This is a genomic window from Nocardioides palaemonis (genome assembly GCF_018275325.1).
GTDB classification, from domain to species: Bacteria; Actinomycetota; Actinomycetes; order Propionibacteriales; family Nocardioidaceae; genus Nocardioides; species Nocardioides palaemonis.
The window spans coordinates 661,827-688,667 of the sequence record NZ_JAGVQR010000003.1 but is presented as its reverse complement, the minus strand read 5'-3'; the positions used below and the strand labels follow the sequence as shown (position 1 = coordinate 688,667).

At 72.7% G+C, this 26,841-nt stretch carries 24 protein-coding genes; 11 read left to right on the top strand and 13 right to left on the bottom strand.

Annotated elements, in window-relative coordinates; all coding sequences use genetic code 11:
- Positions 1-51: 51 nt before the first annotated feature.
- Both KDN32_RS15685 and KDN32_RS15680 read left to right on the top strand, forming a co-directional pair.
- A complete protein-coding gene (locus KDN32_RS15685; RefSeq protein WP_211733158.1) occupies positions 52-1,281 on the top strand; it encodes an MFS transporter in 1,230 nt (409 codons plus the stop codon).
- 106 nt (positions 1,282-1,387) lie between these two features.
- Positions 1,388-1,549: a hypothetical protein gene (locus KDN32_RS15680; RefSeq protein WP_211733157.1), complete on the top strand. Its 162-nt coding sequence runs from the start codon at positions 1,388-1,390 to the stop codon at positions 1,547-1,549.
- A 21-nt stretch (positions 1,550-1,570) separates the two neighbouring features.
- Here KDN32_RS15680 and KDN32_RS15675 read toward each other — a convergent pair whose 3' ends face one another.
- From KDN32_RS15675 to KDN32_RS15650, 6 genes are all read right to left on the bottom strand, one after another.
- The gene (locus KDN32_RS15675) at positions 1,571-2,788 is read right to left on the bottom strand and encodes a sialidase family protein (RefSeq protein WP_211733156.1); all 1,218 of its coding nucleotides are present in this window, start codon (positions 2,786-2,788) and stop codon (positions 1,571-1,573) included.
- Positions 2,785-3,273, bottom strand: coding sequence for a sigma-70 family RNA polymerase sigma factor (locus tag KDN32_RS15670; RefSeq protein WP_307854146.1), 489 nt, complete (start codon positions 3,271-3,273; stop codon positions 2,785-2,787). The genes KDN32_RS15675 and KDN32_RS15670 overlap by 4 nt, the downstream gene beginning before the upstream one ends.
- A 96-nt stretch (positions 3,274-3,369) precedes the next feature.
- On the bottom strand, positions 3,370-4,197 hold the full coding sequence (locus tag KDN32_RS15665; RefSeq protein ID WP_211733154.1) for a carbohydrate ABC transporter permease: 828 nt from the start codon (positions 4,195-4,197) through the stop codon (positions 3,370-3,372).
- The gene (locus KDN32_RS15660; RefSeq protein WP_211733153.1) at positions 4,194-5,207 is read right to left on the bottom strand and encodes a carbohydrate ABC transporter permease; all 1,014 of its coding nucleotides are present in this window, start codon (positions 5,205-5,207) and stop codon (positions 4,194-4,196) included. Before KDN32_RS15660 ends, KDN32_RS15665 begins: the two co-directional genes overlap by 4 nt.
- Entirely contained in the window at positions 5,204-6,466 is a 1,263-nt protein-coding gene (locus tag KDN32_RS15655; RefSeq protein WP_211733152.1) for an extracellular solute-binding protein, read from the bottom strand. The genes KDN32_RS15660 and KDN32_RS15655 overlap by 4 nt, the downstream gene beginning before the upstream one ends.
- 9 nt (positions 6,467-6,475) lie before the next feature.
- A complete protein-coding gene (locus KDN32_RS15650; protein WP_211733151.1) occupies positions 6,476-7,555 on the bottom strand; it encodes a LacI family DNA-binding transcriptional regulator in 1,080 nt (359 codons plus the stop codon).
- 67 nt (positions 7,556-7,622) lie between these two features.
- Between KDN32_RS15650 and KDN32_RS15645 the strand changes: the two genes are divergently transcribed.
- Complete coding sequence (locus KDN32_RS15645) at positions 7,623-9,716, top strand: glycogen debranching N-terminal domain-containing protein (protein ID WP_211733150.1); 2,094 nt, start codon at positions 7,623-7,625, stop codon at positions 9,714-9,716.
- A 27-nt stretch (positions 9,717-9,743) separates the two neighbouring features.
- On the opposite strand, the gene KDN32_RS22560 is transcribed toward KDN32_RS15645, so the two are convergent.
- Positions 9,744-10,961, bottom strand: a complete 1,218-nt coding sequence (locus tag KDN32_RS22560) for a lipase family protein (RefSeq protein WP_211733149.1) — start codon at positions 10,959-10,961, stop codon at positions 9,744-9,746.
- Positions 10,962-11,114: 153 nt separating this feature from the next.
- A complete protein-coding gene (gene trpS, locus KDN32_RS15635; protein ID WP_372446552.1) occupies positions 11,115-12,233 on the bottom strand; it encodes a tryptophan--tRNA ligase in 1,119 nt (372 codons plus the stop codon).
- Here trpS and KDN32_RS15630 point away from each other — a divergent pair.
- From KDN32_RS15630 to KDN32_RS15620, 3 genes are all read left to right on the top strand, one after another.
- The gene (locus KDN32_RS15630) at positions 12,223-12,732 is read left to right on the top strand and encodes a 2'-5' RNA ligase family protein (protein WP_211733147.1); all 510 of its coding nucleotides are present in this window, start codon (positions 12,223-12,225) and stop codon (positions 12,730-12,732) included. The genes trpS and KDN32_RS15630 overlap by 11 nt on opposite strands.
- A 4-nt stretch (positions 12,733-12,736) precedes the next feature.
- The gene (locus tag KDN32_RS15625; RefSeq protein WP_211733146.1) at positions 12,737-13,807 is read left to right on the top strand and encodes a YihY/virulence factor BrkB family protein; all 1,071 of its coding nucleotides are present in this window, start codon (positions 12,737-12,739) and stop codon (positions 13,805-13,807) included.
- A 282-nt stretch (positions 13,808-14,089) separates the two neighbouring features.
- Positions 14,090-15,031: a hypothetical protein gene (locus KDN32_RS15620; RefSeq protein WP_211733145.1), complete on the top strand. Its 942-nt coding sequence runs from the start codon at positions 14,090-14,092 to the stop codon at positions 15,029-15,031.
- A gap of 239 nt (positions 15,032-15,270) precedes the next feature.
- Here KDN32_RS15620 and KDN32_RS15615 read toward each other — a convergent pair whose 3' ends face one another.
- The 5 genes from KDN32_RS15615 to KDN32_RS15595 all read right to left on the bottom strand — a co-directional run bounded on the left by KDN32_RS15615 (position 15,271) and on the right by KDN32_RS15595 (position 20,471).
- Positions 15,271-16,014 carry a succinate dehydrogenase/fumarate reductase iron-sulfur subunit gene (locus tag KDN32_RS15615; RefSeq protein ID WP_211733144.1) on the bottom strand — a complete coding sequence of 248 codons (744 nt, stop codon included), beginning with the start codon at positions 16,012-16,014 and terminating at the stop codon, positions 15,271-15,273.
- 2 nt (positions 16,015-16,016) lie between these two features.
- Positions 16,017-18,014 (bottom strand): fumarate reductase/succinate dehydrogenase flavoprotein subunit, encoded by a 1,998-nt coding sequence (locus tag KDN32_RS15610; RefSeq protein ID WP_211733220.1) that lies wholly within the window; start codon positions 18,012-18,014, stop codon positions 16,017-16,019.
- Positions 18,015-18,045: 31 nt separating this feature from the next.
- Positions 18,046-18,774 (bottom strand): succinate dehydrogenase cytochrome b subunit, encoded by a 729-nt coding sequence (locus KDN32_RS15605; RefSeq protein ID WP_307854144.1) that lies wholly within the window; start codon positions 18,772-18,774, stop codon positions 18,046-18,048.
- A 103-nt stretch (positions 18,775-18,877) separates the two neighbouring features.
- Positions 18,878-19,672, bottom strand: a complete 795-nt coding sequence (locus KDN32_RS15600; protein ID WP_211733143.1) for a DUF4328 domain-containing protein — start codon at positions 19,670-19,672, stop codon at positions 18,878-18,880.
- A 1-nt stretch (position 19,673) separates the two neighbouring features.
- A complete protein-coding gene (locus tag KDN32_RS15595; protein WP_211733142.1) occupies positions 19,674-20,471 on the bottom strand; it encodes a DUF4328 domain-containing protein in 798 nt (265 codons plus the stop codon).
- Between the two features lie 94 nt (positions 20,472-20,565).
- On the opposite strand from KDN32_RS15595, the gene KDN32_RS15590 reads away from it, so the two are divergent.
- The 5 genes from KDN32_RS15590 (at position 20,566) to KDN32_RS15570 (ending at position 26,829) form a co-directional block, all read left to right on the top strand.
- The gene (locus KDN32_RS15590; protein ID WP_211733141.1) at positions 20,566-22,380 is read left to right on the top strand and encodes a methylmalonyl-CoA mutase family protein; all 1,815 of its coding nucleotides are present in this window, start codon (positions 20,566-20,568) and stop codon (positions 22,378-22,380) included.
- Positions 22,377-24,566, top strand: a complete 2,190-nt coding sequence (gene scpA / locus KDN32_RS15585; RefSeq protein WP_211733140.1) for a methylmalonyl-CoA mutase — start codon at positions 22,377-22,379, stop codon at positions 24,564-24,566. Before KDN32_RS15590 ends, scpA begins: the two co-directional genes overlap by 4 nt.
- Positions 24,566-25,570: a methylmalonyl Co-A mutase-associated GTPase MeaB gene (gene meaB, locus KDN32_RS15580; RefSeq protein WP_211733139.1), complete on the top strand. Its 1,005-nt coding sequence runs from the start codon at positions 24,566-24,568 to the stop codon at positions 25,568-25,570. Before scpA ends, meaB begins: the two co-directional genes overlap by 1 nt.
- Before the next feature lie 81 nt (positions 25,571-25,651).
- On the top strand, positions 25,652-25,999 hold the full coding sequence (locus KDN32_RS15575) for a hypothetical protein (protein ID WP_211733138.1): 348 nt from the start codon (positions 25,652-25,654) through the stop codon (positions 25,997-25,999).
- Entirely contained in the window at positions 25,996-26,829 is an 834-nt protein-coding gene (locus KDN32_RS15570; protein WP_211733137.1) for a hypothetical protein, read from the top strand. Before KDN32_RS15575 ends, KDN32_RS15570 begins: the two co-directional genes overlap by 4 nt.
- Positions 26,830-26,841: the final 12 nt, after the last annotated feature.

Here is a 26,841-nt window from a genome sequence, read left to right as displayed (position 1 = left end):
CCCGTTCGAGGAATAGGCGTGCGGGCGTCGGGCTTGGAGACTGGAGTGCCCATGACGACCGCTCCCGCCGCCGCCCCGACGGACGACCTCGACGTCCCGTCCGTGACCGCACGCCACTTCGCGCTCGCGGTCCTCGCGCTCGCGATGGGCGGCTTCGCGATCGGGACCACCGAGTTCGTCACGATGGGGCTGCTGCCGCAGATCTCCAGCGGCGTCGACGTGTCGATCCCGACCGGCGGCCACGTGATCTCGGCCTACGCCGTCGGCGTCGTCGTCGGCGCCCCGGTGCTGGCCTTCCTCGGCGCCCGGCTCCCGCGTCGGGCGCTGCTCGTGGCGCTGATGGCGGCCTTCGCGGTCGGCAACGGGCTGAGCGCCCTCGCCACGTCCTACGAGCAGCTGATGGTCGCCCGGTTCGCGGCCGGCCTGCCGCACGGCGCCTACTTCGGCGTCGCCTCGCTCGTCGCCGCGAGCATGGCGCGGCCCTCGCGCAAGGGACGTGCGGTGGCCCAGGTGATGCTCGGCCTGTCGGTCGCCAACGTCATCGGGGTGCCCGCCGCCACGGTGCTCGGGCAGGAGCTCGGCTGGCGCGCCGCCTTCTGGGCCGCGGCCGGGCTGGCGCTGGTGACCCTCGCCCTCGTGGTGTGGTTCGTCCCCTCGGTCCCCGGCGACGCCGAGGCGAGCGGGCGCCGCGAGCTCTCGGCGTTCCGCGTCCCGCAGGTCTGGCTCACGCTCCTCGCGGGCGCGGTCGGCTTCGGAGGCATGTTCGCCGTCTACTCCTACATCGCCCCGGTCGTCACCGACGTGGCCGGCCTGGGGGAGCGGTCGGTGCCGGTCTACCTGCTGTCCTTCGGCCTCGGCATGGTCGCCGGCACCTGGCTGGCCGGCATCATGGCCGACTGGTCGATCTTCCGCTCGCTCATCATCGGCGGCACCGGGATGGCCGGCACGATGCTCGCCTTCTGGCTCACCGCACCGCACGGCTGGGCCGCGCTGCCGGTGGTCTTCCTCATCACGACCCTCGGCTCCGTGCTGGTGGTCAACCTCCAGCTGCGGCTGATGGACGTCGCCGGCGACGCCCAGACCCTGGGCGCGGCGATGAACCACGCCTCGCTCAACATCGCCAACGCGCTCGGCGCGTGGCTCGGCGGGGTCGTGATCGCGGCCGGGTGGGGCCTGCGCGCCCCGGCGCTCGTCGGACTGGTCCTGTCGCTGGCAGGCGTGGCGATCCTGCTGGTGTCCGCGCGGCTGCACGTGCGCGAGAAGACCTCTCACGTGATCTGAGTTTTCGTGGAGTTAACACTCCCGGAACCCTTGCGTAGCCCATGCTTGGAACGATCCAATCAGTGGGGGCGGAACAGTCGCCCCAGGTGACGCAAAGGGGATCGTCATGGTGGACGAGGACAAGCTGGCCGAGGAGATGGAGCGACGCCGTCAGCTCGCCGACCGCAACGTCGGCGACGTGGTGAGCCTGCTCGAGCGACGCCGCGAGCTGCGCGGGGTCTACCCCGCGGCCGACCTGGTCGCGGACAACGTCGGATGGGTCGTCTGACGACCCGAGGATGGGCCCGCCTCACCGCAGGCCCGGCACGGCGCGGGGCTCCCACGTGGTGCCGCCGTCGGCCGAGCAGGCCAGCTGGTCGCGCCTGCCGCGCTCGGTGAGCACGCAGACGCCGTCCGGCGTCTCGGTCACGCCGCGGTCGTAGGACGACAGCTGGGTCGGCAGCGCGTTGCCGTCGAGGTCGATCCGGACGAGGTGGTGGGACGCGGTCGTGAGGAACGTCGTGCCGTCCGGTGCGACCGCGACGCCCGACAGGTCGCGAGGCAGCTGCCACGCCCGGTCGGGGCCGCCACCCCAGCCGAGGCCGTGCGCCTCCTGCCAGGTCGCGCCGCCGTCCCGCGAGGTCCGGACGTCCAGCAGCGGCACCTCGCCGGTGGACCGGTCGTCGCCGAGGTCGACCAGGACGAGGCGGTCGCCGTCGCCCGCGAGCACCCGGCCGGTCGTCGCGTCGGCGCGCTCGGTGGTGCCGGCGGACCAGGTCGCACCGAAGTCGTCGGACACCGCGACCTCCGAGCCGCCGTCCTCGAGGTCGACCACGACCGCGAGCCGACCCGTGAAGGTCACGTGGGCCCCCCAGAGACGGGTGGTGCCGGGTGGGACCGGGACGTCGACCAGCGTGGTGCCACGCAGCAGCCGGACCGCGCCGCCGACGGTGACGGCGGTGTCGCCCCGCGCGGAGCGGTCGTTGCCGGGACCGGTGTCGACCAGCGGCTGCAGGCGGCCGTCGGGGTCGAGGACGAGCGGGCCGGTCGCCTGCTCCACGAGCCAGCCACCCGGCACCGGCTGCAGGGCGCGGACGTCGCCGTCGAGCAGCACGCCCGCGACGTCGGAGCCCTCGCGCACCGTGACTGCCGAGCGGCAGCCGTTCGCACCGGCCTCGCCCGAGCAGTTCGCCCACAGCGCGGCGACCGCGTCGCCCGAGGCCGACACGGCGAAGACGTCCGCGCGGTCCGCCTCGACCAGGCCGCGCACCGCGGCCGGCAGCCGGTCGTCGACCTCCCCGGTCAGGGGAGTGGGCGACGGGGCGGGCGCCGGGTCGACCGGCGTGGAGCCGGGCAGCAGGACCACGGCCGCGACGGCGCCCGCCATGGCGACGGCCGCGGCGGCGTACGCCCCGGCGGTCCGACGACGTCGCCGACGAGCCGTCCGGGCCCGGTCCAGCACCTCGTCGAACCCGGGCTGCGGCGCCCGCTCGGCGACGGCGTGGGGCAGGTCGGTGGGCAGGCTCATCGGGTGCTCCTCTCGGGGTCGGGCTCCGCGAGCAGCGCCGCCAGGGTCGTGCGCCCGCGGGCGAGCCGCGCCTTGACGGTCCCGACCGGCGCGCCGACGGCCTCGGCCACCTCGTGGACCGGCAGGTCGGCGAGGTGGTGCAGCGCGATCGCCTCGCGCTGTGCGGCCGGCAGCCGGCGCAGCGCGGCCAGCAGCACGATCCGGTCCTCCGGCAGGTCGGCGTAGGCCTCCTCCGCGACGAGGCGGTGGCTGACGTCGCGGAAGAAGCGGGACCGCCGCCAGCGGGTGCGCGAGACGTTGACCGCCACGGTCCGCAGCCATGCCTCGGGGTTGTCGGCGGCGAGGAACGAGCGGGAGGAGTTCACCGCACGGGCGAAGGCCTCCATCACCACGTCCTCGGCCTCGACCGGGTCGCCGGTCACGCCGGTGAGCTGGCCCACGAGGCGGCGGTAGGAGGTCGCGTAGACCTCCTGCACGCGGTCCACCCCGCTCGCCACCCCTCGCGCCCGGGCCATGGCCCACCTTCCCACCGCGTCGTCTGCTCCCGCCATGACGACCCGTGGGGAGGCGGGCCGGTTGCATCAGCCCTTCACGGCACCCGCGCTCGTGTTCATGATCCGCTTCTGTGCGACGAGAAAGACCAGCGCCACGGGGATCGTCATCAGTGCGGCCGCGGCCAGCTTGAGCGGGTACTTCGTGCCCTGGCCGAGCTGGTTGGACGCGAGCTGGGCGACGCCCTTGGTGAGGTTGGTCAGCTCGGGGTCGTTGGCCGCGACGATGAAGTGGCTCAGCTCGTTCCAGGAGCCCTGGAAGGAGAGGATCACGATCGTCACCAGCGCCGGACGCGCCATCGGCAGCACGACGGACCAGAACAGGCGGAAGGTGCTCGCGCCGTCGATGCGCGCCTGCTCCTCGACCGACTGCGGGATCGACTCGAAGAAGTTCTTCATGATGAAGATCCCGGCCGCGTCGACGAGCAGCGGCACGATCAGCCCGGGCATCGAGTTGTAGATCTGGAGCTGGTTGATGACCAGGAACTTGGGGATCAGCAGCACCACGTTGGGCACCGCCATCACGCCCACCAGGATCGCGAACATCAGGGCGCGCCCGCGGAAGTGGATCCGGGCCAGGGCGTAGCCGGCGAGGGAGTCGAAGAAGACCCGGCCGACCGTGACGCAGAGGGTCACCACGACGGAGTTGCGGAACCACAGCGGGAACGCCTCGCCGCCGAGCAGCTGGGCGTAGGCCGCGGTGGTGAAGGTCTGCGGCACCAGCGAGATCGGGTGGGCCGCCGCGTCCGGCTCGGTCTTGAACGACGTGGCGACCTGGATGAGGAACGGCATCACGTAGACGACGGCGAGCAGGACCAGGAGGGCGTAGAGCCACCACGCCGGACGACGCGCGGTCATGACTTCTCCCGCAGCGCCCAGCGCTGGAGCAGCGTGAGGACGACGATGATGGCGAAGAGGATGAAGGCGATCGCCGCGCCCTCCCCCCACCGCTGGGAGTTGAACGAGGTCTGGAACGAGAGGTACGCCGGGGTGAGGGTGGTCTTCGCGGGGCCGCCCTGGGTGCCGGTGTAGATCTGGTCGAACACCTGCCACGTGCCGATCAGGCCGAGCGTGAGCACGGTGAACATCGTGGGGCGCAGCATCGGCAGGGTGAGGTGCCAGAACCGCTGCCACCCGTTGGCCCCGTCGACCATGCCGGCCTCCTCGACCCCGTCGCCGATGTTGTTGAGGGCCGCGATGAACAGCAGCATGAAGGTGCCCGAGGTGGTGAAGACCGCCAGCAGGATGAAGGCGGACATCGCGAACGACGGGCCGGCCAGCCACTCCCACCAGCTGATGCCGAGGGTGCGGTGGTCGGTGAGGAACGCGGGGGCGTCGATCCCGACGGCACCGAGCGCGGTGTGGAAGATCCCGCGGGCGTCGCCGAACCAGTTGGGGCCGTCGATGCCGACCCAGCCGAGGATCGCGTTGACCGCGCCCGAGGAGTTGAAGAGGAACAGCCACAGCACCGTGATCGCCACCGCGCTGGTCACCGACGGGAAGTAGAACGCGGTGCGGAAGAACCCGCGACCCTTCAGCGCCTTCGCGTGCACCAGCACCGCCAGGCCCAGCGCCGCCGCGGTCTGCAGCGGCACGACGAACAGCACGTAGTAGACGTTGTTGCGCATCGCCGTGCCGAAGTCGCGCTGCTGCAGGCTGCCGCCGCTGAGGATGTTGGCGTAGTTGTCCGCGCCGACGAATCCGACGTCGGAGGAGAACGGGCTGCCCACGCCCCGCCAGTCCGAGACGCTCACCCAGAGCGCCATCAGGACCGGGAAGAGCAGGAAGACCGCCAGGAGCAGCATCGCGGGGGAGACGAACAGCCAGCCGTCCCGCGTCTGCCCCCGGCGGATCGACGAGGCGCTCACTGCCCGACGACGGCCTGCATCGACTGCTGGACCGACTCGAGGATGGCCTGCGGGTCGCCGTCCTGCAGCCCCTCGAGCTGGGCGTTGAAGTCGCTGATCACGTCAGCGGCGCCCTCCTGCGACGGCGGGTTCTGGGCGTACTCCGCGCCCGCCACGAACGGCTCGAACCCGGGGCGGTCGGCGGCGTACTGCTCCGCGGCGCTCTGGACCGACGGGATCACGCCGAAGGCGTCGGCGAAGGCGAGCTGCTGGTCCACCGACGTGAGGTGCTCGACGAGCGACACCGCGTCGTCGGTGCTGCCGCTCTGGGCGGCGATGCCCCAGCAGTTGGTGAAGGCGAGCGTGCCCTTGCCGGCCGGGCCCTCGGGGAGCTCGGCGACCGTGTAGTCGACGTCGGGGAAGTCGTTCTCCATCGCTCCGGCGATCCAGTTGCCCTCGATCGTCATCGCGGCCATCTCCTTGCCGAACGCCTCGCCGCCCCAGCCGGCGCCGAGGGTGGAGGAGTAGGACGCCACGCCGTCCTGCATCATCGACTGGACGAACTCGAGCGCCTCGAGGTTCTCCGGGCTGTCGACCGTGGCCTCGGCGCCGTCGTCGCTCACCATCGAGCCGCCGGCCTGCGGGAAGAAGGACCCCACCCGCTGGTACTCCGGGCCGAAGGCGAGGCCGACGGTGTCGCCCTTCGTCAGGGTCTTCGCGACCGAGGCGAGCTCGTCCCAGGTGGTCGGGACGTCGGCGTCGGTCAGCCCCGCCTCCTCCCAGAGCCGGGTGTTGATGACCAGGCCGAGGGTCGAGAAGTCCTTCGGGGCGCAGTAGAAGTCGCCGTCGACGGTGAACGCGTCGACCAGCGTGGGGTAGAAGTCGTCGGCGTTGTCGAGCTGGTCGCCGTAGGCCAGCAGCGAGCCGTTGGCGGCGAAGCCCGCCAGGGTGTCGGTCGAGACGTAGAAGACGTCCGGCGGGTTGTTGGAGGTGAACCCCTGGCTGAGCTCCTGCGGGAGGTCGGTCGCGGCCTGGACCGACGCCTCGGTGCCGTTCTCCTCCGCCCACGCGGCGACGGCCTCCTCGACGGCCTTGGTCTCGGCCTCGCCGGAGGAGCCGATGAGCACCTTCAGCGGGCCGCCGTCGCCGCCGTCCGACGAGGATCCCCCTGACCCCTCGGAGTCCTCGAAGCCACCGCCGCCGCAGGCCGCGAGGGTCAGCGACGTGGCGAGGGCCAGGGCGAGGGCGGGTACGGCGCGGTGGCCGGGCAGGCGCAACATGGTGTCTCCTCAGGAGGCGGGGGTGGGATGGGTGCCGCCCGTGGCCGGGCCGCGCAGGCTCGACTCGCGGACGACGAGCTCCGGCTGGAGCAGGGTCTGCTGGGGGGCCTCCGCGCCGTGGATGAGCTCCTCGATCGCGGTGACGAGGTCCTGCGCGACCTGCTCGAGCGGCTGGCGCAGGCTGGTGAGGCCGGGGGTGGTGAGGGCGGCGGCCGGGGAGTTGTCGAACCCGGTGACCGCCACGTCGGCGCCGGCGCGCAGGCCGCGGTCGGCCAGCGCGCGCAGCACGCCGAGGGCGAGGGTGTCGGACGAGCAGGTGATCGCCGTCGCGGGATCGGCCAGGTCGAGGAGCCGGTGGGCGGCGGCCCGGGCCTGGTCGAAGTCGTCGGCGACCTCCTCGAGCAGGTCGTCGGCGAGGCCGAGGTCGGCGCACGCCTCGCGCCAGCCGGCCCGACGGTCGCGACCGGTGTCGGACTCCTCGGGCCAGCCGACGTGGGCGATCCGCCGGTGCCCCTGGGCGGCGACGTGGGCGGTGGCGGCGTGGAGCCCCGCCCGTCCGTCGACGTCTGCCCAGGCGAGGTCGGCATCGCCGTCCCAGGAGCGACCGAACATGGCGAAGGGCACCCCGACGTCGCGCAGCGCGGCGACGCGGGAGTCCCCCCGGTGGGCCCCGGTGAGCACGAAGGCGTCGACCGAGGTGGTGCTGAGGAGCTCGCGGTAGGCCGCGACCTCGTTGTCCTCGCCGTCGGCCTGGCAGAGGATCAGGTGGCAGCCGGTGGCGGCGGCCGACTCGGCGAGGGCGTGGAGGAACTGGTCGAAGAGCAGCGCCGCGCGGTCGTCGCGCGAGGGCTCGACGCGGATGCCGATCAGCCGCGAGCGCTGGTTGCGCAGGGCGCGCGCGGAGCGGTTGGGGCGGTAGCCGAGCTCCTCGACCGCGGCGAGGATCTTCGCGCGGGTCTCGGGCGCGACCCGCCCGGGGTTGTTGAGCGCGTTGGACACCGACTGCGCCGACACGCCGACGAAGCGGGCGACGTCGCTGAGCGTCACGTGGCCGTGGGGGACCGGTCCGCGTCCGGTGGGGGTGGGCACCGTGGTCTCCTCTCGGCTCGTGGGCGGGGTTGCGGACCGACCGATGTTTAGCGATAAAATCCGCGGTGTGACGGAGGCTACACACGACATCGCGCCCACGACAACCCCTGCGGGGGCGCCGTCCCTGCAGCCGCTGCTGCACGACCTGGCGTCGTGCGTGGCGGCCCCGGGGGTGCTGCTCGGCTCGCCCGACGGCCAGCTGCGCCGCGGTGGGGTGAGCGGCTGGTACGTCGCCGACACGCGCCTGCTCGACCGCTGGGAGGTGTCGGTCGCGGGGTCCGACCTCGACCTGGTCCGCGCCGAGAACCGAGGTGCCGCCCGGCACGCCTTCACCTACCTCGCCCGGTCCCTGGGTGACCTCTCGATCGCCGACCCGACCGTCCGGATCGACCGCGTGCGCGTCCTCGCGGCGGACGGGCTGAGGGAGGAGCTCACCTTCCTGTCCACCGCCCCCGACCCGGTCGCGGTCGTGCTCCACGTCGACCTCGGCACCGACCTCGCCGCGATGCCCCACGTCAAGCAGGGCCGCGCGACCGAGCCGCTCGCGGCGACCGCCGCCGGCTCCGGGCTGGCCTGGGAGGGCCCCGAGGGATCGGTGCGGGTCGCCGCCGAGGACGGTGACGCCCGCCCGGACGTCGACGCCGGTGCGGGACGGCTGACCTGGCACCTCGAGCTCGAGCGCGGCGTGCCGCAGGTGGTCTCGCTGCGTGCCACCACCTCGGTGCCCGGCCTGTTCGGCAGTGGTCGACCGGCACCGTGGTCGGCCGACGTGGACGCCCACGACGTACGCCTCGTGCGGGTGGTGCGCCAGGGGCTCGACGACCTCGCGGGCCTGCTGCTCGACGACGACGGCGACGCGTTCCTCGCCGCCGGCAGCCCGTGGTTCCTGACCCTCTTCGGGCGCGACTCGCTCTGGGCGGCCCGGATGCTGCTCCCGCTCGACACGGGCCTCGCGCTCTCGACGCTGCGGGTGCTCGCGCGCCGGCAGGGCCGCGTCGACGACCCGGCCACCGAGGAGCAGCCGGGCAAGATCCTCCACGAGGTCCGGGGCCAGGTCCTCGACCTCGGCGAGCAGCGACTGCCCCCGCTCTACTACGGCACGGTGGACGCGACGCCGCTCTTCGTGTGCGTCCTGGCCGACGCCCTGGCATGGGGTGCGGACCGCGACGAGGTGCGGGCGCTCGTCCCCGCGGCGCGCGCCTGCCTCGAGTGGGTGCTCGCCCAGGCTGCCGGGTCCGGCTGGCTGACCTACGTCGACCACACGGGGGAGGGACTGTCCAACCAGGGCTGGAAGGACAGCCACGACAGCATCCAGTTCGCCGACGGCCGACTGGCCGAGGCGCCGATCTCGCTCAGCGAGGTGCAGGCCTACGCCCACGAGGCCGCCGTGCGCGGGGCCGCGCTGCTCGCCGACCTCGGCGCCGACCCGGTGCCGGGCCTCGAGGAGTGGGCCGCCGACCTCCGTGACCGGTTCGGCACGGACTTCTGGGTGGACGCGGCCGACGGCGGCCACGTCGCGGTCGCGCTCGACCGCGACGGCGCACGGGTCGACTCGGTCGCCTCGAACATGGGGCACCTGCTCGGCACCGGGGTGCTCGGAGCGGACGCGACCGCCCGGGTCGCCGACCTGCTCGCCGACCCGTCCCTCGACGCGGGCTTCGGCCTGCGGACGCTGTCGTCACGGTCGCCGCGGTTCTCCACGCTCAGCTATCACGGCGGCACGGTGTGGCCGCACGACACCGCCATCGCGGTCCGCGGGCTGGCCGCGGAGGGCCGCTACGAGGAGGCCGGCGCGCTGGCGGCCGGGCTGGTGCGCGCGTCGGAGTTCTTCGACCACCGCCTGCCCGAGCTCTACGGCGGCGACGCGGCCGACGACGTCGCCCAGCCGACGGCCTACCCCGCCGCCTGCCGCCCCCAGGCGTGGGCCGCGGCCGCGCCGGTCGCCTGCCTGGTGGCGCTCGGTGGCGTGCGCACCGACCCCGCGACGCGCACGCTCAGCCACCCCGCGCGTACGACCGGCGCGCTCGGCGGCTGGACGCTCCGCGGCCTGCGGCTGGGGCCTGACGCGTTCGACCTGTCCGTCGATCCCGACGGCAGGGTGTCGATCACCCTGCCGCCGGGGAGCCCGCTGGTCGTCGAGGTGCGGGCCGCCGACGCCTGAGCCGGTCAGCTGCCGGTCAGCTGCCGGTCAGATGGCCCAGCAGTTGCTCAGCTGGGGCAGGCCGGCGAAGCGCGCCTCGAAGAACGGCAGCGCCTCGGCGGTCTGCGGCACGATCCCGCCGACGTGGAGCGGGGCGAGGTTGGTGGAGAACCACACGTTCGCGCCCCTGCCGCACCACGACCGGGCCAGCTGCCTGCCCACGGCGTACGGGATGACGTCGTCGAGGGCGGAGTGGGTGACGAGGACCGGCACGGTCGGCTTGATGGTGCCGATGCGCTGCGCCTCCACGATCGAGCGGAACGGCTCCTGCTCCATCAGCGCCGACATCGGCCTGCCGCTCGCGCTGAGCGTGGACGACTTCACGAACGCGTGGTTGAGCAGGTCGAAGACGCACTCCTGCTCGACCTGGTCGCTGACCGCGCGGCCACGGTCGTTGAGGTAGGGCGCGAGGTCGACGTCGTAGCTCGCGGACAGCCCGCGCAGGGCGAAGAACGCGAACGCGGAGTAGAGGCCGCCGTCGAGGGTCGTGGCGACCCTGGCGAGGTCGGCCGGGACGGCCCCGACGACCGCGCCCCTGACCTTGAGGTCGGGGGCGTAGGTGGAGGCCAGCTCGACCGCGGAGGCGGCGGCGCCGCCGCCCTGGGAGTAGCCCATGATCCCGACCGGGCTGCTGGGGCTCAGGCCGGTGCCGCTGAGGCGCTGGGCGGCCCGGATCGCATCGAGGGTGGCACGTCCCTGGGAGACGCGGTCCATGTAGGTGTGCACGCCGGCGGTGCCGAGGCCCTCGTAGTCGGGCATGGCGACGGCGTAGCCGCGCAGCAGCAGGGCCTCGATGCCGATGCCCTCGTACTCGATCCCCTCGGAGAACAGGCGCGAGGGCGCGCAGCGGTCGGCCATGCCCTGGGTGCCGGGGGCGTAGCCGATGACCGGCCGGGAGCCGACGCCGATCCACGGCGCGTTCGGGACCAGGACGGTGCCGGAGGCGGCGATCGCGCGACCCGCGCGGTTGGTGGTGCGGTAGAGCACCCGGTTGGCGTTGCGGACCAGGCTGGTGGCGTCGAGCGGGTCGAGCAGGAAGGTCATCTTCTCGCTGCGGATCACCGCCCCGTTGGCCGAGGGCAGGGTGGCGGGCGCCTCGTAGAACGCCGGTCGGGGCGGCTCGGGGACGACGGCGCCGGCCGGCGCCTGTCCGAGCGCGCCGACGGCGAGCGTGGTGGTGAGCAGGGTGACGAGTGACGCGATCACGCGTGCCGTCCGACCCCGAGAGCGGGTACGACGACGAGTTGCTGCGACTGCCATGGATGGCTTCCCTCCTCGGCCGGACCACCCGACCGACGAAAGGAACCTACTGGTGAGTCACATCACACCAACAGTGTGACGTGCGTCACGTGGCGCCTGTCAGTAGACCATGCCCATCGCCTCGCGGACCTCGGAGAGCGTGGCCTCGGCGACCTCGTTGGCCCGCTCGTTGCCACGGCGCAGGACGTCCTCGAGGTAGCCCGGGTCGGCAGCGAGCTCGGCGCGCCGCGCGCGCAGCGGGGCGAGCTCGGTGTTGATGGCGTCGGTGAGCCGGCCCTTCAGGGCGCCGCCGCCACCGTCGCCGATCTCCTCGGCCACGGTCGCCGGGTCGACGCCCTCGCACAGGCCGATGAGGGTCAGCAGGTTGGCGACCTCGGGACGCCCCTCCGGGTCGTAGGTGATGACCCGGTCGCTGTCGGTCTTGGCGCCCTTGAGCTTCTTCGCGGTCTCGTCGGCGCTCATCCGCAGCTCGACCACGTTGCCCTTGGACTTGCTCATCTTGGTGCCGTCGGTGCCGAGGATCAGCGGCGCCTCGGAGAGCAGCGCGCCCGGCTCGGGGAACACCGGCGCGTAGCGGTCGTTGAAGCGCCGCGCGATGACGCGGGTCTGCTCGAGGTGGGGGAGCTGGTCGCGCCCGACCGGGACGACGTTGGCCTTGCAGAACAGGATGTCCGCGGCCTGGTGGACCGGGTAGGTGAGCAGCAGGCCGCCGATCGAGGTGATCCCGGCCGACTTCGCCTCGTCCTTCACGGTGGGGTTGCGCTGGAGCTCGGCGACGCTGACCAGGCTGAGGAACGGCAGCATCAGCTGGTTGAGCGCCGGGACGGACGAGTGGGTGAAGATCGTCGCCTTCTCCGGGTCGAGGCCAGCGGCGACGTTGTCGAGCAGCAGGTTGCGGACGTTGCCCGCGATGTCGCCGGCGATCTCGCGGTCGGTGATCACCTGGTAGTCGGCGACGAGCTGCCAGATCTCCGCGCCGCTGTCCTGGAGGCGGACGCGGTTGCGGATCGAGCCGAAGTAGTGCCCGATGTGCAGCGCTCCGGTCGGACGGTCCCCGGTCAGCATCCGCAGCGAGGCCGGGTCGGTGGCCATCTGCTGCTCGATCGCCTCGCTGCGGGCCTGGGCGGCGCGGAAGGTGTCACTCACGACGCACGAGCCTACTAAGCGGGCGTCGGGCGCGACGAACCGGTTATGTAGGGTCGGGCGGGTGCCGACCATCGGAGTAGCCATCGCGATCCCCGAGCCGTGGGCGAGCGAGCTGCAGGACTACCGCACCTCCGTCGGGGACACCACCGCGGCGCAGATCCCGACGCACATCACGCTCGTCCCGCCGACCGGGATCGCCGACGACGAGCTCGCCTCGGTGGGCAAGCACCTCGCCTGCGCGGCCGGCTCGGTCGAGCCGTTCGACATCCACCTGCGCGGCACGGGCACCTTCCGCCCGGTGTCGCCGGTCGTCTTCGTCACCCTCGCGGAGGGGATCTCCTCGTGCGAGCTGCTCGCCGGCGCCGTCCGCACCGGCCCGCTGGCGGTCGACCTGCAGTTCCCCTACCACCCGCACGTCACGGTCGCCCACCACCTCGACGACCCGGCGCTCGACCGCGCCTTCGACGAGCTCGCGGACTTCGAGTGCCGGTTCGCGGTCGACTCCTTCAGCCTCTACGTCCACGACGAGGAGGCGGGCTGGCGGCCCACCTCCTCCTACGATCTCGGGTGATCTGATGCCGCTCCTCGACACCGTCAAGCAACGCGTCGCCGAGGTCCGCGAACGCCGGCCGTTCGTCGACCACCTCATCCGGATGGTGGAGCACTACGGCTTCGTCAACGGCAGCGCGCTGGCCGGCGCGGTGACCTTCTTCGGCTTCCTGTCCTTCTTCCCGATCCTCGCCCTCGGCTTCGCCGTCGTGGGCTGGGTCGCGCGGATCTATCCCGAGGCCCAGGACCAGATGGTGGAGGCGATCCGGTCCGTGCTCCCGATGGTCGTGAAGCGGAACCCGAGCCCGAGCCAGATCTCGGTCGAGGCCTTCCAGACCGGCGCCGGCGCCGCAGCCGGGCTCGGCGTGGTCGGCCTGCTCTACTCCGGCCTCGGCTGGGTCTCCGGCCTGCGCACCGCCCTCCAGGCGGTCTTCGAGACGCCCCGGCGCGAGCAGCCGAGCTTCGTGGTCGGCAAGGCCAAGGACCTGCTCGCCCTGGTGCTCGTCGGCGTCGTGCTGATGCTCGCCGTCGCGGTCTCCGCCGCGGTCAACTGGCTCTCGGGCGAGATCCTCGGCTGGATCGGGCTCGACCAGGCGCTGAAGCCGCTGGTGGGCCTCATCGGGGTCGTGGTGGCCCTCGCGGCCAACTCGGTGCTGTTCTTCGCCATCTTCAAGGTGCTGGCCGACCACGACACCCCGGACCGGTCGCTCCGCAGCGGTGCGCTGCTCGGCGCGATCGCCTTCGAGGTGCTCAAGCAGGCCGCGGCCTTCCTGATCGCCTCCACCCAGGGATCGCCCGCGTTCGCGGTCTTCGGCATCGCGCTGGTCCTCCTGATCTGGATCAACTACTTCTCCCGCGTCGTCCTCTTCGCCGCCGCGTGGGCGCACACCTCGGTCGAGTCGCGCGAGCGCCGCGCAGCCCAGGCGGCCGCAGCCGGGCGCGCCGAGGGTCCGCGGATCGACGTCGCTGCGGCGGCCGCGGGCGGCGTCCCCCCGGCTTCCGCCGACGCTCCCTCGGGCGCCTCCCCGAAGGCCGCCTTCGCCGCCGGCGCCGCAGCGATGCTCGGGCTCGTCGCGCTGGTGCGCCGCCGCCGCTGACGCCCGCCCCGCGAGCGCCTCGCCCCCGCGAGCGGTGTCCCACCCACATTCTGGAGCCGCCGAATCTAGGTGACGCACCGCTGACCCGCCGTGTCCTGCGTGCCGCGCCCGTGAGCGGTGTCCCACCCACATTCGTACCCCTGCCGAACGTGGGTGGGACACCGCTGCCGGGTCCGGGCGTACGTGGCCGGGATCCGTCCACAGAGGGGCCAGCACGCTAGTGGTCCACAGGCCGCGTCGCGCGCGGGTGCGTGCCCGGCGTCGAGATGGCGGAATCGGCACATGTTCCGCCTCCCCGACGCTGTCCTCCACGGTCCCGTCTCCCGCGCGGCGGCGCTCGCTGCCGGTGTGCCGGAGCGCGTGCTCGAGGGCACTCGGTTCCACCGGATCCACCAGGGCGTCTACGTCCACCGCGACCACGCCATGACCTGGCCCGATCGCTTGGCAGCCGCGCGGCTCGCGCTGCCGGAGGGCGCCCGCACCACGGGCGTCACCCGCCTCCAGGAGCTCGGGATCGACGTCGGAGCTCGCTGGCCGCTCCACTTCGTGGTCGAGGGCGACCTCCACCTCGTCCTCGACGGCGTGTTCCTCCACCGCACGGTCACGATGCCGCCCCACGACGAGCTCGCCGTCAGCGTCGAGGCGGCGTACGTGGCGTTCTGCGCTGAGGCCCGGCTGATCGACGCGATCGGTCTCGGTTGCTTCCTGCTGCACAAGCACCACCTCGACGGCGTGCTCCTCGCGCAGCTGCTGGACGCGGAGCCCTGGCGCGCCGGCGCCCGCGAGGCGTCGTACGTCTGTCCGTTCCTGGACGACAGGTGTCGCTCCATCCCGGAGGCCGAGCTGCTGGCGTACGTCACCTTCTCCGGCATCGCGATCCCGGAGGTCAACCAGGAGGTCGAGCTCGCCGACGGCACGGTGCTGACCCCCGACCTGTGGTTCGCGGCCCAGGAGCTCGCGGTCGAGTACGAGGGCGGTCACCACCAGGACGACCGGCCGCAGTACCTCGCCGACATCGACCGCTACGCCGCCTACCGCCGCAGCTCGACGGCGTACGAGCAGGTGACCAAGGAGCTGATGCGCTCGCCGAAGGCCACCGTCCGACGCATCCACGCGGCCCTGGTGGCCGGCGGCTACGACGGGCCGCCGCCCGACTTCGACGGCGCGTGGCTGGACCTGTTCCGCCCCCTCCCGGAGCTGGTCCGCCGATCGCGCGCTGCCTGAACTGAGCGGTGGGCCAGCCACATTCCGGGCGGCGGAAAGGTGGGTGCTGCACCGCCCATCCGCGTGTCGCGAGCGGCACGCCGGCCAGCGGTGGCTGACCCACGTTCGAGCGCGCGCAAATGTGGGTGGGACACCGCTCGGCGGGAGGCGCTCAGGGCGGGCGGACGGGGACGGAGCACCCGGAGACGCGACGAGGGCCGGGGGAGACCCCCCCGGCCCTCGTCAGGCAGTACGCGCGCTCAGTGACCGTGGCGGATCGCGGTGCGCAGGTCCTTGTTGAGCTGGGAGATCACGTCGAGCGGGATCTCCTTGGGGCACGAGGCGGTGCAGGCGCCGATGTTGGTGCAGCCGCCGAAGCCCTCGGCGTCGTGCTGGGCGACCATGTTGACCACGCGGGAGTCGCGCTCGGGCTGGCCCTGGGGGAGCAGGCCGAGGTGGGTGATCTTGGCGCCCATGAACAGCGACGCGGAGCCGTTGGGGCACGCCGCGACGCAGGCACCGCAGCCGATGCAGGTGGCGACGTTGAACGCCCGGTCCGCGTCGTCCTTGGGCACCGGCACCGAGTGCGCCTCGGGGGCCGCGCCGGTGTTGACCGAGACGTAGCCGCCCTGCTGGATGATCCGGTCGAAGGCGCTGCGGTCGACGACGAGGTCCTTGACCACCGGGAAGGCGTCCGAGCGCCACGGCTCGATGGTGATCGTGTCGCCGTCGGAGAACGAGCGCATGTGCAGCTGGCAGGTCGTGGTGACCTCGGGGCCGTGCGCCTCGCCGTTGATCATCAGCCCGCACGAGCCGCAGATGCCCTCGCGGCAGTCGTGCTCGAAGGCGACCGGCTCCTCACCCTGCTCGTTGAGCTGCTCGTTGAGCACGTCGAGCATCTCGAGGAACGACATGTCGGGCGACACGTCGGCGAGCTGGTAGGTGTGGATCGCGCCGGCGGTCACGGCGTCCGGCTGGCGCCAGATCTTCAGGGTCAGGTTCATGCTCACTTGTAGCTCCGCTGCTTCATCTCGATGGCGGTGTAGACGAGGTCTTCCTTGTGCAGGATCGGCGCGGCGTCGGCGCCGGCCCACTCCCACGCGGCGACGTAGGCGTACTGGTCGTCGTGGCGCAGCGCCTCGCCGTCCTCGGTCTGCGACTCGGCCCGGAAGTGGCCGCCGCAGGACTCGCGCCGGTTGAGCGCGTCGATGCACATCAGCTCGCCGAGCTCGATGAAGTCGGCCACCCGGCCGGCCTTCTCGAGCGACTGGTTCATGGTCTCGGCGGCGCCGAGGACCTTGACGTTGCGGTAGAAGTCGTCCTTGAGCGTGCGGATCAGGTCGATCGCCTTCTTCAGGCCGTCCTCCGAGCGCTCCATGCCGCAGTACTCCCACATGATGTTGCCGAGCTCGCGGTGGTACGAGTCGACGCTGCGGGTGCCGTTGACCGACAGGAAGTGGTCGATGCGCGAGCGCACGGACTCGCGGGCCTCGACGACCGCCGGGTGGTCCTCGGCGATCGGCTCGAACGGGCCGTCGGCGAGGTAGTCGCGGATCGTGTGGGGCAGGACGAAGTAGCCGTCGGCCAGGCCCTGCATCAGGGCCGAGGCGCCGAGGCGGTTCGCGCCGTGGTCGGAGAAGTTGGCCTCGCCGGTGACGAAGAGCCCCGGGATGGTCGACTGCAGGTCGTAGTCGACCCACAGGCCGCCCATGACGTAGTGGACCGCGGGGTAGATGCGCATCGGCACCGAGTACGGGTCCTCGCCGGTGATCCGGGCGTACATGTCGAAGAGGTTGCCGTACTTCGCGGCAACCGCGTCCTTGCCCAGGCGCTCCGTGGCCTCGGCGAAGTCGAGGTAGACGCCGCGGCGCACGCCCTCGACCTCGGGGCCGACGCCGCGACCCTCGTCGCAGACGTTCTTCGCCGCACGCGACGCGATGTCGCGGGGGACCAGGTTGCCGAAGGAGGGGTAGATCCGCTCCAGGTAGTAGTCGCGGTCCTCCTCGGGGATCTCGCGCGGGTCCTTCTCGCAGTCGGCCTGGTTCTTCGGGACCCAGATCCGGCCGTCGTTGCGCAGCGACTCCGACATCAGCGTCAGCTTGGACTGGTGCGAGCCGGAGACCGGGATGCAGGTCGGGTGGATCTGCGTGTAGCAGGGGTTGGCCATGTAGGCGCCCTTGCGGTGCGCGCGCCACGCGGCGGTGACGTTGGAGCCCATCGCGTTGGTCGACAGGTAGAACACGTTGCCGTAGCCGCCGGAGGCGAGCACCACGACGTCGGCGAGGTGGGTCTCGATCTCGCCGGTGACCATGTCGCGGGCGATGATGCCGCGCGCCTTGCCGTCGGCCACGATCAGCTCGAGCATCTCGTGGCGCGAGTACATCGAGACGGTGCCGGCGGCGATCTGGCGCTCGAGGGCCTGGTACGCGCCGATCAGCAGCTGCTGGCCGGTCTGGCCGCGGGCGTAGAAGGTGCGGGAGACCTGCACGCCGCCGAAGGAGCGGTTGTCGAGCAGGCCGCCGTACTCACGCGCGAACGGGACGCCCTGGGCCACGCACTGGTCGATGATGCTGGCGCTGACCTCGGCGAGGCGGTAGACGTTCGACTCGCGCGAGCGGTAGTCGCCGCCCTTGACGGTGTCGTAGAAGAGGCGGTGGACGGAGTCGCCGTCCTCCTTGTAGTTCTTGGCCGCGTTGATGCCGCCCTGCGCGGCGATCGAGTGCGCCCGGCGCGGGGAGTCCTGGTAGCAGAAGGACTTCACGTTGTAGCCGGCCTCGCCCATGGTGGCGGCGGCGGAGGCGCCGGCCAGGCCGGTGCCGACGATGATCACGTCGAGCTTGCGGCGGTTGGCCGGGTTGACGAGGCGGGCCTCGAACTGCCGCGTCGACCAGCGCTCGGAGATCGGGCCGGTGGGCGCCTTGGTGTCGACCAGCGGCTCGCCCGGGGTGTAGTAGCCGGCGGCGTCGTCGAAGGACTCGCTGGACGGTCCGGTGGTGACCTTCATGTCGGTGTCGTTGCTCACGAGCACGGACCCCTTACTTGGTGATGATGCCCGTGAGGACACCGAGCGGGACGAGGGAGAAGCCGATCGAGATGACCAGCGCGACGACGAGGCCGGTGGCCTTGGCGCGCTGGCGCTTGGCGGCGTTGCCGGTCCAGCCGAGCGTCTGCGCGGCGCTCCAGACCCCGTGGTGCAGGTGCAGGCCGAGCGCGACCATCGCGACGAGGTAGATCAGCGTCAGCCACCACACGTCGAAGGTGTCGACGAGCAGGTTGTACGGGTCGTTCGTGGCGCCGCCCTGCACGTTGATCTTGCCGATCGTGAAGTTGAGCAGGTGCCAGACGAGGAAGACCAGGATGGTCACGCCACCCCAGCGCATCATCAGGCTCGAGCGGCTGGCGCCCGGGTTCTTCTTCACGACGTACTTCGTCGACCGGGCCGCGGCGGCACGACGCCACAGCGCGACGGCGCAGAAGACGTGCACGACCAACGACGCGATCAGCCCGACGCGCAGGATCCACAGCAGGCCGCCGTGGGGGAGCATCGGCTCGCCGATCTCGCGCAGGTGCTCGGCGTAGGTGTTGAACGCGTCGTGCCCGGCGAACGCCTTGAGGTTGCCGTACATGTGCGCGAGCACGAAGCCGATGAACACGACTCCGCTCACCGCCATCCCGAGCTTCAGGGCGATGGTGGTGCGGGTCGCCCGCGCACCCTTCACGAGGGTCGGGCCCGGCGTGCGGGGGCCGCTGGTCTGAATTGCCACAAGGGCACGGTATCGCGGGACCCGGACAGCCGACGCGCCGAGGCAGTGTGAGGTTTTCGTGGGCGCGTCGGGTGTGACGCACGCCACTGGACTGGCGGCGGTTTCAGCGGTCGGCGCGCGGCTCGGGTGGAGGAGCCAGGACCAGCCGGGTGACGTCGCGCACCACCGCGATCGCAAGGACCGCGGCGAGCACCTGCAGCGCGGCCGCCCACTGGTGCGTGCCGGCCACCGCGACCAGGACGGAGGAGTAGCCGACGACCGGGTCGCCGGGCGCGGGCACGGTGAACGTGCCGCGCACCTGGCTGACCGTGCCGAGGACGTAGGTCCCGCAGAAGGCCAGCCACCAGCAGACCTGCAGCGCTCCCGCGCGTGCGTCGGGGTCGCCGGTGGCGCCGCGCCTCACGTCGCAGACGACCTGGAAGGGACGCCAGTAGTTGAGCACCGGCACGAACCACCCGCCCACCGCCCAGCCCGACCCGTGGCGGAGCAGGGAGCGGTCCATGCGCGAGCTGCGGTGGGCGGTGTGCAGCCAGGTGATCACCAGGACGCCGGCGACGAGCGTCGCCGGCAGCGCCGCGGTGCTGAGCCAGAGCACGCCGCCGAGCGCGTCGCGCTCGGCGACCGTCACGGGCACCCCGCGACGGGCCACCTCGTCGGCGAGCGCGAGGACCCGGCGATCGACGTAGAGGTTGAGCAGCCCGGTGAGCGCTGCCACGCCGAGCGCCACCTGGGCCGCCACCGACAGCCCGCCCCACCAGCGCGGCAGCGGGGGAGCGACGACGGCCGGGCGGGCCGGATGGGTGTGCGCGGTCCAGCCGGTGCCGTCCCACCACCGCAGGAGGCGTACGTCGTGCGGGTCGGCGTACCAGCCGGGGACGGGCGCGGGTGCGGCGTCCACCTCAGGCCGCCCGGGCCGGGACGAGGGCCGGCGGGCTGGTGCGCACCCACGCGGTGAGCTGGCGGACCATGACGATCGCGAGGACCGCGGTCACCACCGAGAGCACCTCGGCCACCGTCTCGACGGCCATGGCGGTCTCGAGCCGGTCGGCGTAGAGCGCGAGGTCGCTGTCGGGCACCTCGCCGGCGGAGTCGTAGAAGGCCCCGGTCGCCCGCCACCCGACCTGCAGGGCGAGGAAGCAGAGCCACCAGGCCCACTGCAGCCCGGCGGACGGCGGCCGGCCCTCACCGCGCGCGCCGTCGCGGAGGTCGGAGACGACCTGGAACGGGAACCAGAGGTTGACGAACGGCACGAACCAGCCGCCGATCGCCCAGCCCGACCTGCGGCGGTTGTACGCCGGGTCGGTCCGGTCGCTGGTGTGTGCCTGGTAGAGCCAGGCGATGAAGAGGACGCCGCACACGACCGTGACGACGACCTCGGCGATCGAGGCGGTCATCAGGCGGTCGGCGCGGGTGGCCTCGGCCTCCGGGACGCTGGTCGGGTCGTCGGCGAGGCGCCGCCACACGTCGAGCACGATCCGGTCGCTGACGACCACGAAGACCGAGAGCAGCACGGTGAGCGCGAGGCTCGCCTGCACCGCCAGGGCCAGGCGCGGCCAGCCGTCACCGAGTCGTGGCCGGGGCGACCAGCCGGACGGCACCGCGGCGTGCGTGTGCGCGGTCCAGGCGCTCCCGTCCCACCAGCGCAGCCTCGATCCGTCCTGCGGGTCGGCGTACCAACCCTCCCCCTGGGCAGTCATGGCGCGATCATGTCGGAGAAGCGGCGCGTCCGTGAGACTTATGCCATAGGTCCGGGCAGTGCCCGCCGCGTGACGAGCGTCCTATCCTGCGCTCATGACAGACCTCGATCGCGGCCTGGACGGCGGGCTCGACGAGCCCGAGGAGCTGCAGCCCGCGGAGGGCTCGCTCCGGCTCGTCGGCGACGGCGACACCTACGACGTCCACGCGTGGGAGGCCGCGACCGCGGCGGTGCTGCGCAAGGCCCGCCACCTCGGCGAGGACGCGCCCGACTCCGACGTCTGGACCGCCCTGACCCGCACCACGCTCGACGGCATCGACGTCGCGCCGATCGGGCAGCCGTCCGACCTCGAGGGCCGGACCACGTCGGGCCGTCCGACCCGCGCCGGCGCCTGGGACGTCCGCACGCAGGTGGAGGTCGTCGACGACCGCGCCGCCAACGAGGCCGTGCTGCAGGACCTCGAGAACGGCGCGACCTCCGTGCTGCTCCACCTCGACGAGGAGCGGGAGCACGACTGGGCGACGATCCTCGACGGGGTGCTGCTCGACCTCGCCCCGGTCGTCCTCGACCGTGCCTCGACCGAGCAGGTCGAGGCGTTCGCCACCTTCCTCGAGGGGATCGAGGGTGCGCTGCACCCGGCGACCAACCTCTCGCTCGACCCGCAGACCGTCGAGATGCTGCCGCACCGCACGGGGACGTCGGCCCGCGACCAGCTGGTCCCGCTCGCGCGGCGCGCCTTCCAGCTCGGCGTGCGGGCCCTCGTCGTGGACGGCACGGCCCTGCACGACGAGGGCGCCAGCGACGCCCAGGAGCTCGGCTGGGTGGTCGGCACCGGCGTCGCCTACCTCCGCCTCCTCGACGAGGCCGGCTTCCCGCTCGAGCAGGCGGCCCGCACCGTCGAGCTCCGGATCGCCGCCACCGACGAGCAGTTCGCGACCATCGCCAAGCTGCGCGCGGTCCGGCGGCTGTGGGCGCGCGTGCTCGAGGCCAGCGGCGTCGAGGGGGTCGAGGCGGCGCTGCACGCGGTCACCAGCCGTCCGATGACCAGCCGTCGCGACCCGTGGGTCAACATGCTGCGCGGCACGGTCGCTGCCTTCGCCGCCGGCGTCGGCGGCGCGGACGCGGTCACGGTCGTCCCCTTCGACGAGCCGCTCGGGGCTCCCGACGCCTTCGGTCGCCGGATCGCCCGCAACACCTCCTCGCTGCTGATCGAGGAGTCGCACGTCGCTGCGGTCACGGACCCGGCCGGCGGGTCGTACGCCGTGGAGCGGCTCACCGACGACCTCGCGGTCGCCGGGTGGGCCGAGCTCGGCCGCATCGAGGGCGACGGTGGTGCGCTGGCGGACGACGCGCGCTCCGCGGTCCGCGAGCGGGTCCGCGCGGTCGCCGAGCAGCGCGACGCGCAGGTCGCCGACCGCTCCCGCCCCCTCACCGGCGTCTCGGAGTTCCCGAACCTCGCCGAGGTGCTGCCCGAGCGCGAGCCCCTGCCGCACCGGCACGTGCGCCACCACGGCTGGGCCTACGAGGACCTGCGCGCCGCGCCGATGGACGAGCCGGTCTTCCTGGCCACCATGGGGCCGGTCGCGGCCCACACCGCCCGCGCCACCTTCGCCACGAACCTGCTCGCCGCGGGCGGCATCGCCGTCGAGACGGCCGGGGCGACTGCGTCGGTCGACGACGTGCTGGCCGCCCACGCCGGACAGCGGGTCGTCGTGCTCACCGGCACCGACGCCGCCTACGCCGAGTGGGGCGCCGACCTGGTGGCCGGCCTTCGCTCCGCCGGGGCGACGTACGTCGTCCTGGCCGGCAAGCCGGGGGAGCGGACCGTGACCGAGGTCGACGACTCGTGCGCCCTGGGGGTCGACGCGCTCGGCTTCCTCGGCCGGATCCGAGAGGAGCTCTCGAAGTGAGCATCCCGAAGAACTTCGCCGACGTCCCCCTGGCCGGGGGTCTCGTGACAGGACTTCGTCCTTCCTCGACCAACGGTGCACAGCCGTGGGCCAGCCCCGAGGGGATCGACGTCCTCCCGGTCTACGGCCCCGAGCACCTCGAGGGCCTCGACGGCCTCGACACCTGGCCGGGCATCGCGCCGTTCCTCCGTGGCCCGTACCCCACGATGTACACCACCCAGCCGTGGACGATCCGGCAGTACGCCGGCTTCTCCACCGCCGAGGAGTCCAACGCCTTCTACCGCCGCAACCTCGCCGCCGGTCAGAAGGGCCTGAGCGTCGCGTTCGACCTCGCCACCCACCGCGGCTACGACTCCGACCACCCGCGGGTGCGCGGCGACGTCGGCATGGCCGGCGTGGCGATCGACTCGATCTACGACACCCGCACCCTGTTCGACGGCATCCCGCTCGACGAGATGTCGGTGTCGATGACGATGAACGGCGCGGTGCTGCCGGTGCTCGCGCTCTACATCGCGGCGGCCGAGGAGCAGGGGGTGAAGCCGGAGCAGCTGGCAGGAACCATCCAGAACGACATCCTCAAGGAGTTCATGGTCCGCAACACCTACATCTACCCGCCGGCCCCGAGCATGCGGATCATCAGCGACATCTTCGCCTACACCAGCGCGAAGATGCCCCGGTTCAACTCGATCTCGATCTCCGGCTACCACATCCAGGAGGCCGGGGCGACGGCCGACCTCGAGCTGGCCTACACGCTCGCCGACGGCGTGGAGTACATCCGCGCCGGGCTCGGCACCGGCATGACCATCGACCAGTTCGCGCCGCGCCTGTCGTTCTTCTGGGCGATCGGCATGAACTTCTTCATGGAGGTCGCGAAGATGCGCGCGGCCCGCGCGCTGTGGGCGCGGCTCGTCGACGACTTCGACCCGCAGAACCCCAAGTCGCGCTCGCTGCGCACCCACAGCCAGACCTCGGGCTGGTCGCTGACCGCGCAGGACGTCTTCAACAACGTCGGTCGCACCTGCATCGAGGCGATGGCCGCGACGCAGGGCCACACGCAGTCGCTGCACACCAACGCCCTCGACGAGGCGATCGCGCTGCCGACCGACTTCTCCGCCCGCATCGCGCGCAACACCCAGCTGCTCCTCCAGCAGGAGTCCGCGACCACCCAGGTCGTCGACCCGTGGGCGGGCTCCTACTACGTCGAGAAGCTCACCCACGACCTCGCGGAGCGGGCGTGGGCCCACATCCAGGAGGCCGAGCGCGCCGGCGGCATGGCGAAGGCGATCGAGCAGGGCATCCCGAAGATGCGCATCGAGGAGGCCGCGGCCCGCACCCAGGCCCGCATCGACGCCGGCCACCAGAAGGTGATCGGCGTCAACACCTACCGCCTCGCCGCCGAGGACAAGCTCGACGTGCTGCGCGTCGACAACGACGACGTCTACCGCCAGCAGGTCGCCAAGCTCGAGCGGCTGCGCGCCGAGCGCGACGCCGACGACGTGCGCCGGGCGCTGGACGCGCTGACCGCCTCCGCCGAGCGCGGCCCGGCCGGCGACGGGTCGCTGGACGGCAACCTGCTCGCGCTCGCCGTCGACGCGGCCCGCGCCAAGGCGACGGTCGGCGAGATCTCCGACGCGCTGGAGAAGGTCTACGGCCGCCACCAGGCGGTGATCCGTACGATCAGCGGCGTGTACCGCGACGAGGCAGGCACCGCCCCGGGCGGCAAGGTCGCCGAGGTCATCGCGGCGACCGAGGCATTCGAGGCCGAGGAGGGCCGCCGCCCGCGCATCCTCGTCGCCAAGATGGGCCAGGACGGCCACGACCGCGGCCAGAAGGTCGTCGTCACCGCGTTCGCCGACCTCGGCTTCGACGTCGACGTGGGGCCGCTGTTCTCCACGCCGGAGGAGGTCGCCCAGCAGGCGGTCGACGCCGACGTGCACATCGTCGGGGTCTCCTCGCTCGCGGCCGGGCACCTCACGCTGCTGCCGGCGCTGAAGCAGGCGCTCGCCGAGCAGGGCCGTCCCGACATCATGATCGTCATCGGCGGCGTCATCCCGCCCGACGACGTCGAGACGCTCCGGGAGATGGGCGCCGCGGCGGTCTTCCTCCCCGGCACCGTCATCGCCGAGTCGGCCCTCGACCTGATCGCCCGGCTGCGCGAGCAGCACGGTCACGAGCCCGGAGCCTGATGCCCCGGCCGATCGACGTCGACGCCCTCGTCGCGGGCGTGCGCGCCGGGCAGCGGGCCGCGGTGTCGCGCGCGATCACCGTGGTGGAGTCCTCGCGCGCCGAGCACCGCCTCGCGGCCCGGGAGCTGCTGACCGCGCTGGCCGAGGTCGAGCGGCCGCCGGCCGTGCGGGTCGGCATCTCCGGCGTGCCGGGGGTCGGCAAGTCCACCTTCATCGAGAGCCTCGGGACGCGTCTCACCGCGGCCGGCCACCGGGTCGGCGTGCTCGCGGTCGACCCGTCGTCGGTGCGCACCGGCGGCTCGGTGCTCGGCGACAAGACCCGCATGTCGGCGCTGTCGGTCGACCCTCGCGCGTTCATCCGGCCCTCGCCCTCGGCGGGCACCCTCGGCGGCGTCGCCCGCGCCACCACCCAGGCGATGCTCGTGCTCGAGGCGGCCGGCCACGACGTGGTGCTGGTCGAGACGGTCGGCGTGGGCCAGTCGGAGGTCACCGTCTCGCGGATGGTCGACACGTTCTTGTTCCTCACCCTCGCGCGCACCGGTGACCAGCTGCAGGGCATCAAGAAGGGCATCCTGGAGATCGTCGACGTGGTGGCGGTCAACAAGGCGGACGCCCAGGGCGGCACGGACCACGCGGCCGACGCGCGGGTCGCCGCACGCGAGCTCGCCGGCGCGCTGCGCCTGGTCCGCGGCCACGCCGAGTGGGCACCGCCCGTGGTGACCTGCTCGGGACTCACCGGCGACGGCGTCGACGACGTGTGGGACCGCATCGGCCAGCACCGCGACCACCTCGGCACCGACGGGCTGGCCCACAAGCGCGCCGAGCAGCAGCTGGAGTTCACCTGGGCGCTGGTGCGTGACGAGCTCGACCAGCGGCTGCGCTCGTCGGCCGGGGTCGCCGCGGTGCGCGACGACGTACGTCGTGCCGTGCTCGCGGGGGAGCTCCCGGCACCGCTCGCCGCGGACCGGCTGCTCGCCGCCTACGACGGCGACCGACCCGTTTGAGGATCGGCTCAGTGGGAACGATCACCTCGTGACGGGGCGCGGACGCGTCCCGACGTCCGATTCCGAGCTGATGGAGGACCGATGACGGGGCCACGTGGGGACGAGGTCGGCGCCAACCTCGCCGACCTCTACAAGAAGGGCCGCGACGTGATGCCGCCGATCGCCGCCGACGTCGACGCCGCACGCGACCGGGCGTGGATGATCCCGGTCAGCGACGAGCTCCGGCGCGACAGCAGGCTCGGGCTCGGGGCGACCGGTCCGGCCGACGCGTTCCACACGATGGAGGCGGCGCTCAGCCGCCGGATGAGCGCGGTCGTCGAGCAGCTCGAGGCCATCGGCATCAACATCATGAAGACCGCGCAGGACATGGCGCGCGTCGACCAGGAGACCCGCGACGCGTTCGTCCGGGACGGGGGGTCCCTCACATGAGCCTCAGCTCCCGCGTCTCGCAGATCACCGCTGCGATGGAGGACTACTGCCCGGTCTGCGCGCGTCCCGCCATCCCGCGGGTCGAGGAGGCCTTCGAGCCCTGGCTGACGATCGCCAGCCCGAGCAACTTCGACCACGGCATGTCGGAGGCGCTCTTCGCGATGCAGAAGCTCTCCTCGGGCGAGGTTGCCAGCGACCCGATCGGCAACACGCCCGTCCAGCCCAACATCACCCTCCTCGACATCGCCTCCGTCGGTGGGGAGCTGACCGAGTGGCGCGGCGATGCGGCCGAGTCGTTCCGCGACCACATCGAGGTGCCCTTCCCGGGCGTCATGAAGAACTACTACAACGCCGTCTCGGTGCTGCGCGGTGCGCTCGACGCCGAGAAGGCGATCTGGACCGCCGTCGAGAACGACCTCGAGGACATCTCCAGCAAGGCGCTCTCCGCCGCCGAGGCGCTCGGTGACACCAACGGCTCACAGGCGTCGTTCGCGCTCACGGTCGTCGGTGCGGTCGTCGCGGTGGCGCTCGCCCCCGTCACCGCCGGCGCCAGCGTCGGAGCGGCGGTCGCCATCACGGCCGTGGCCGGTGGCTTCGCGGTCGCCGGGTCGGCCGCCTCCGTCGACTGGTCGGGCGACTCGCCCGAGGACATCGCGAGCGGCATCGAGTCGGGCCTCACCAAGCTCAACGAGGAGCTGACCACCGCCGAGACGAAGGTGCAGGAAGCCCTCCAGGGCATCACCGGCTGGCTCGACGGCGGCGGCCGCGGCTACGAGTTCCCGACCGTCGACCTCGGCACGGGCCCCGGTGGCCTGACCGGCCTCAAGTGAAGGGTGCAGCGC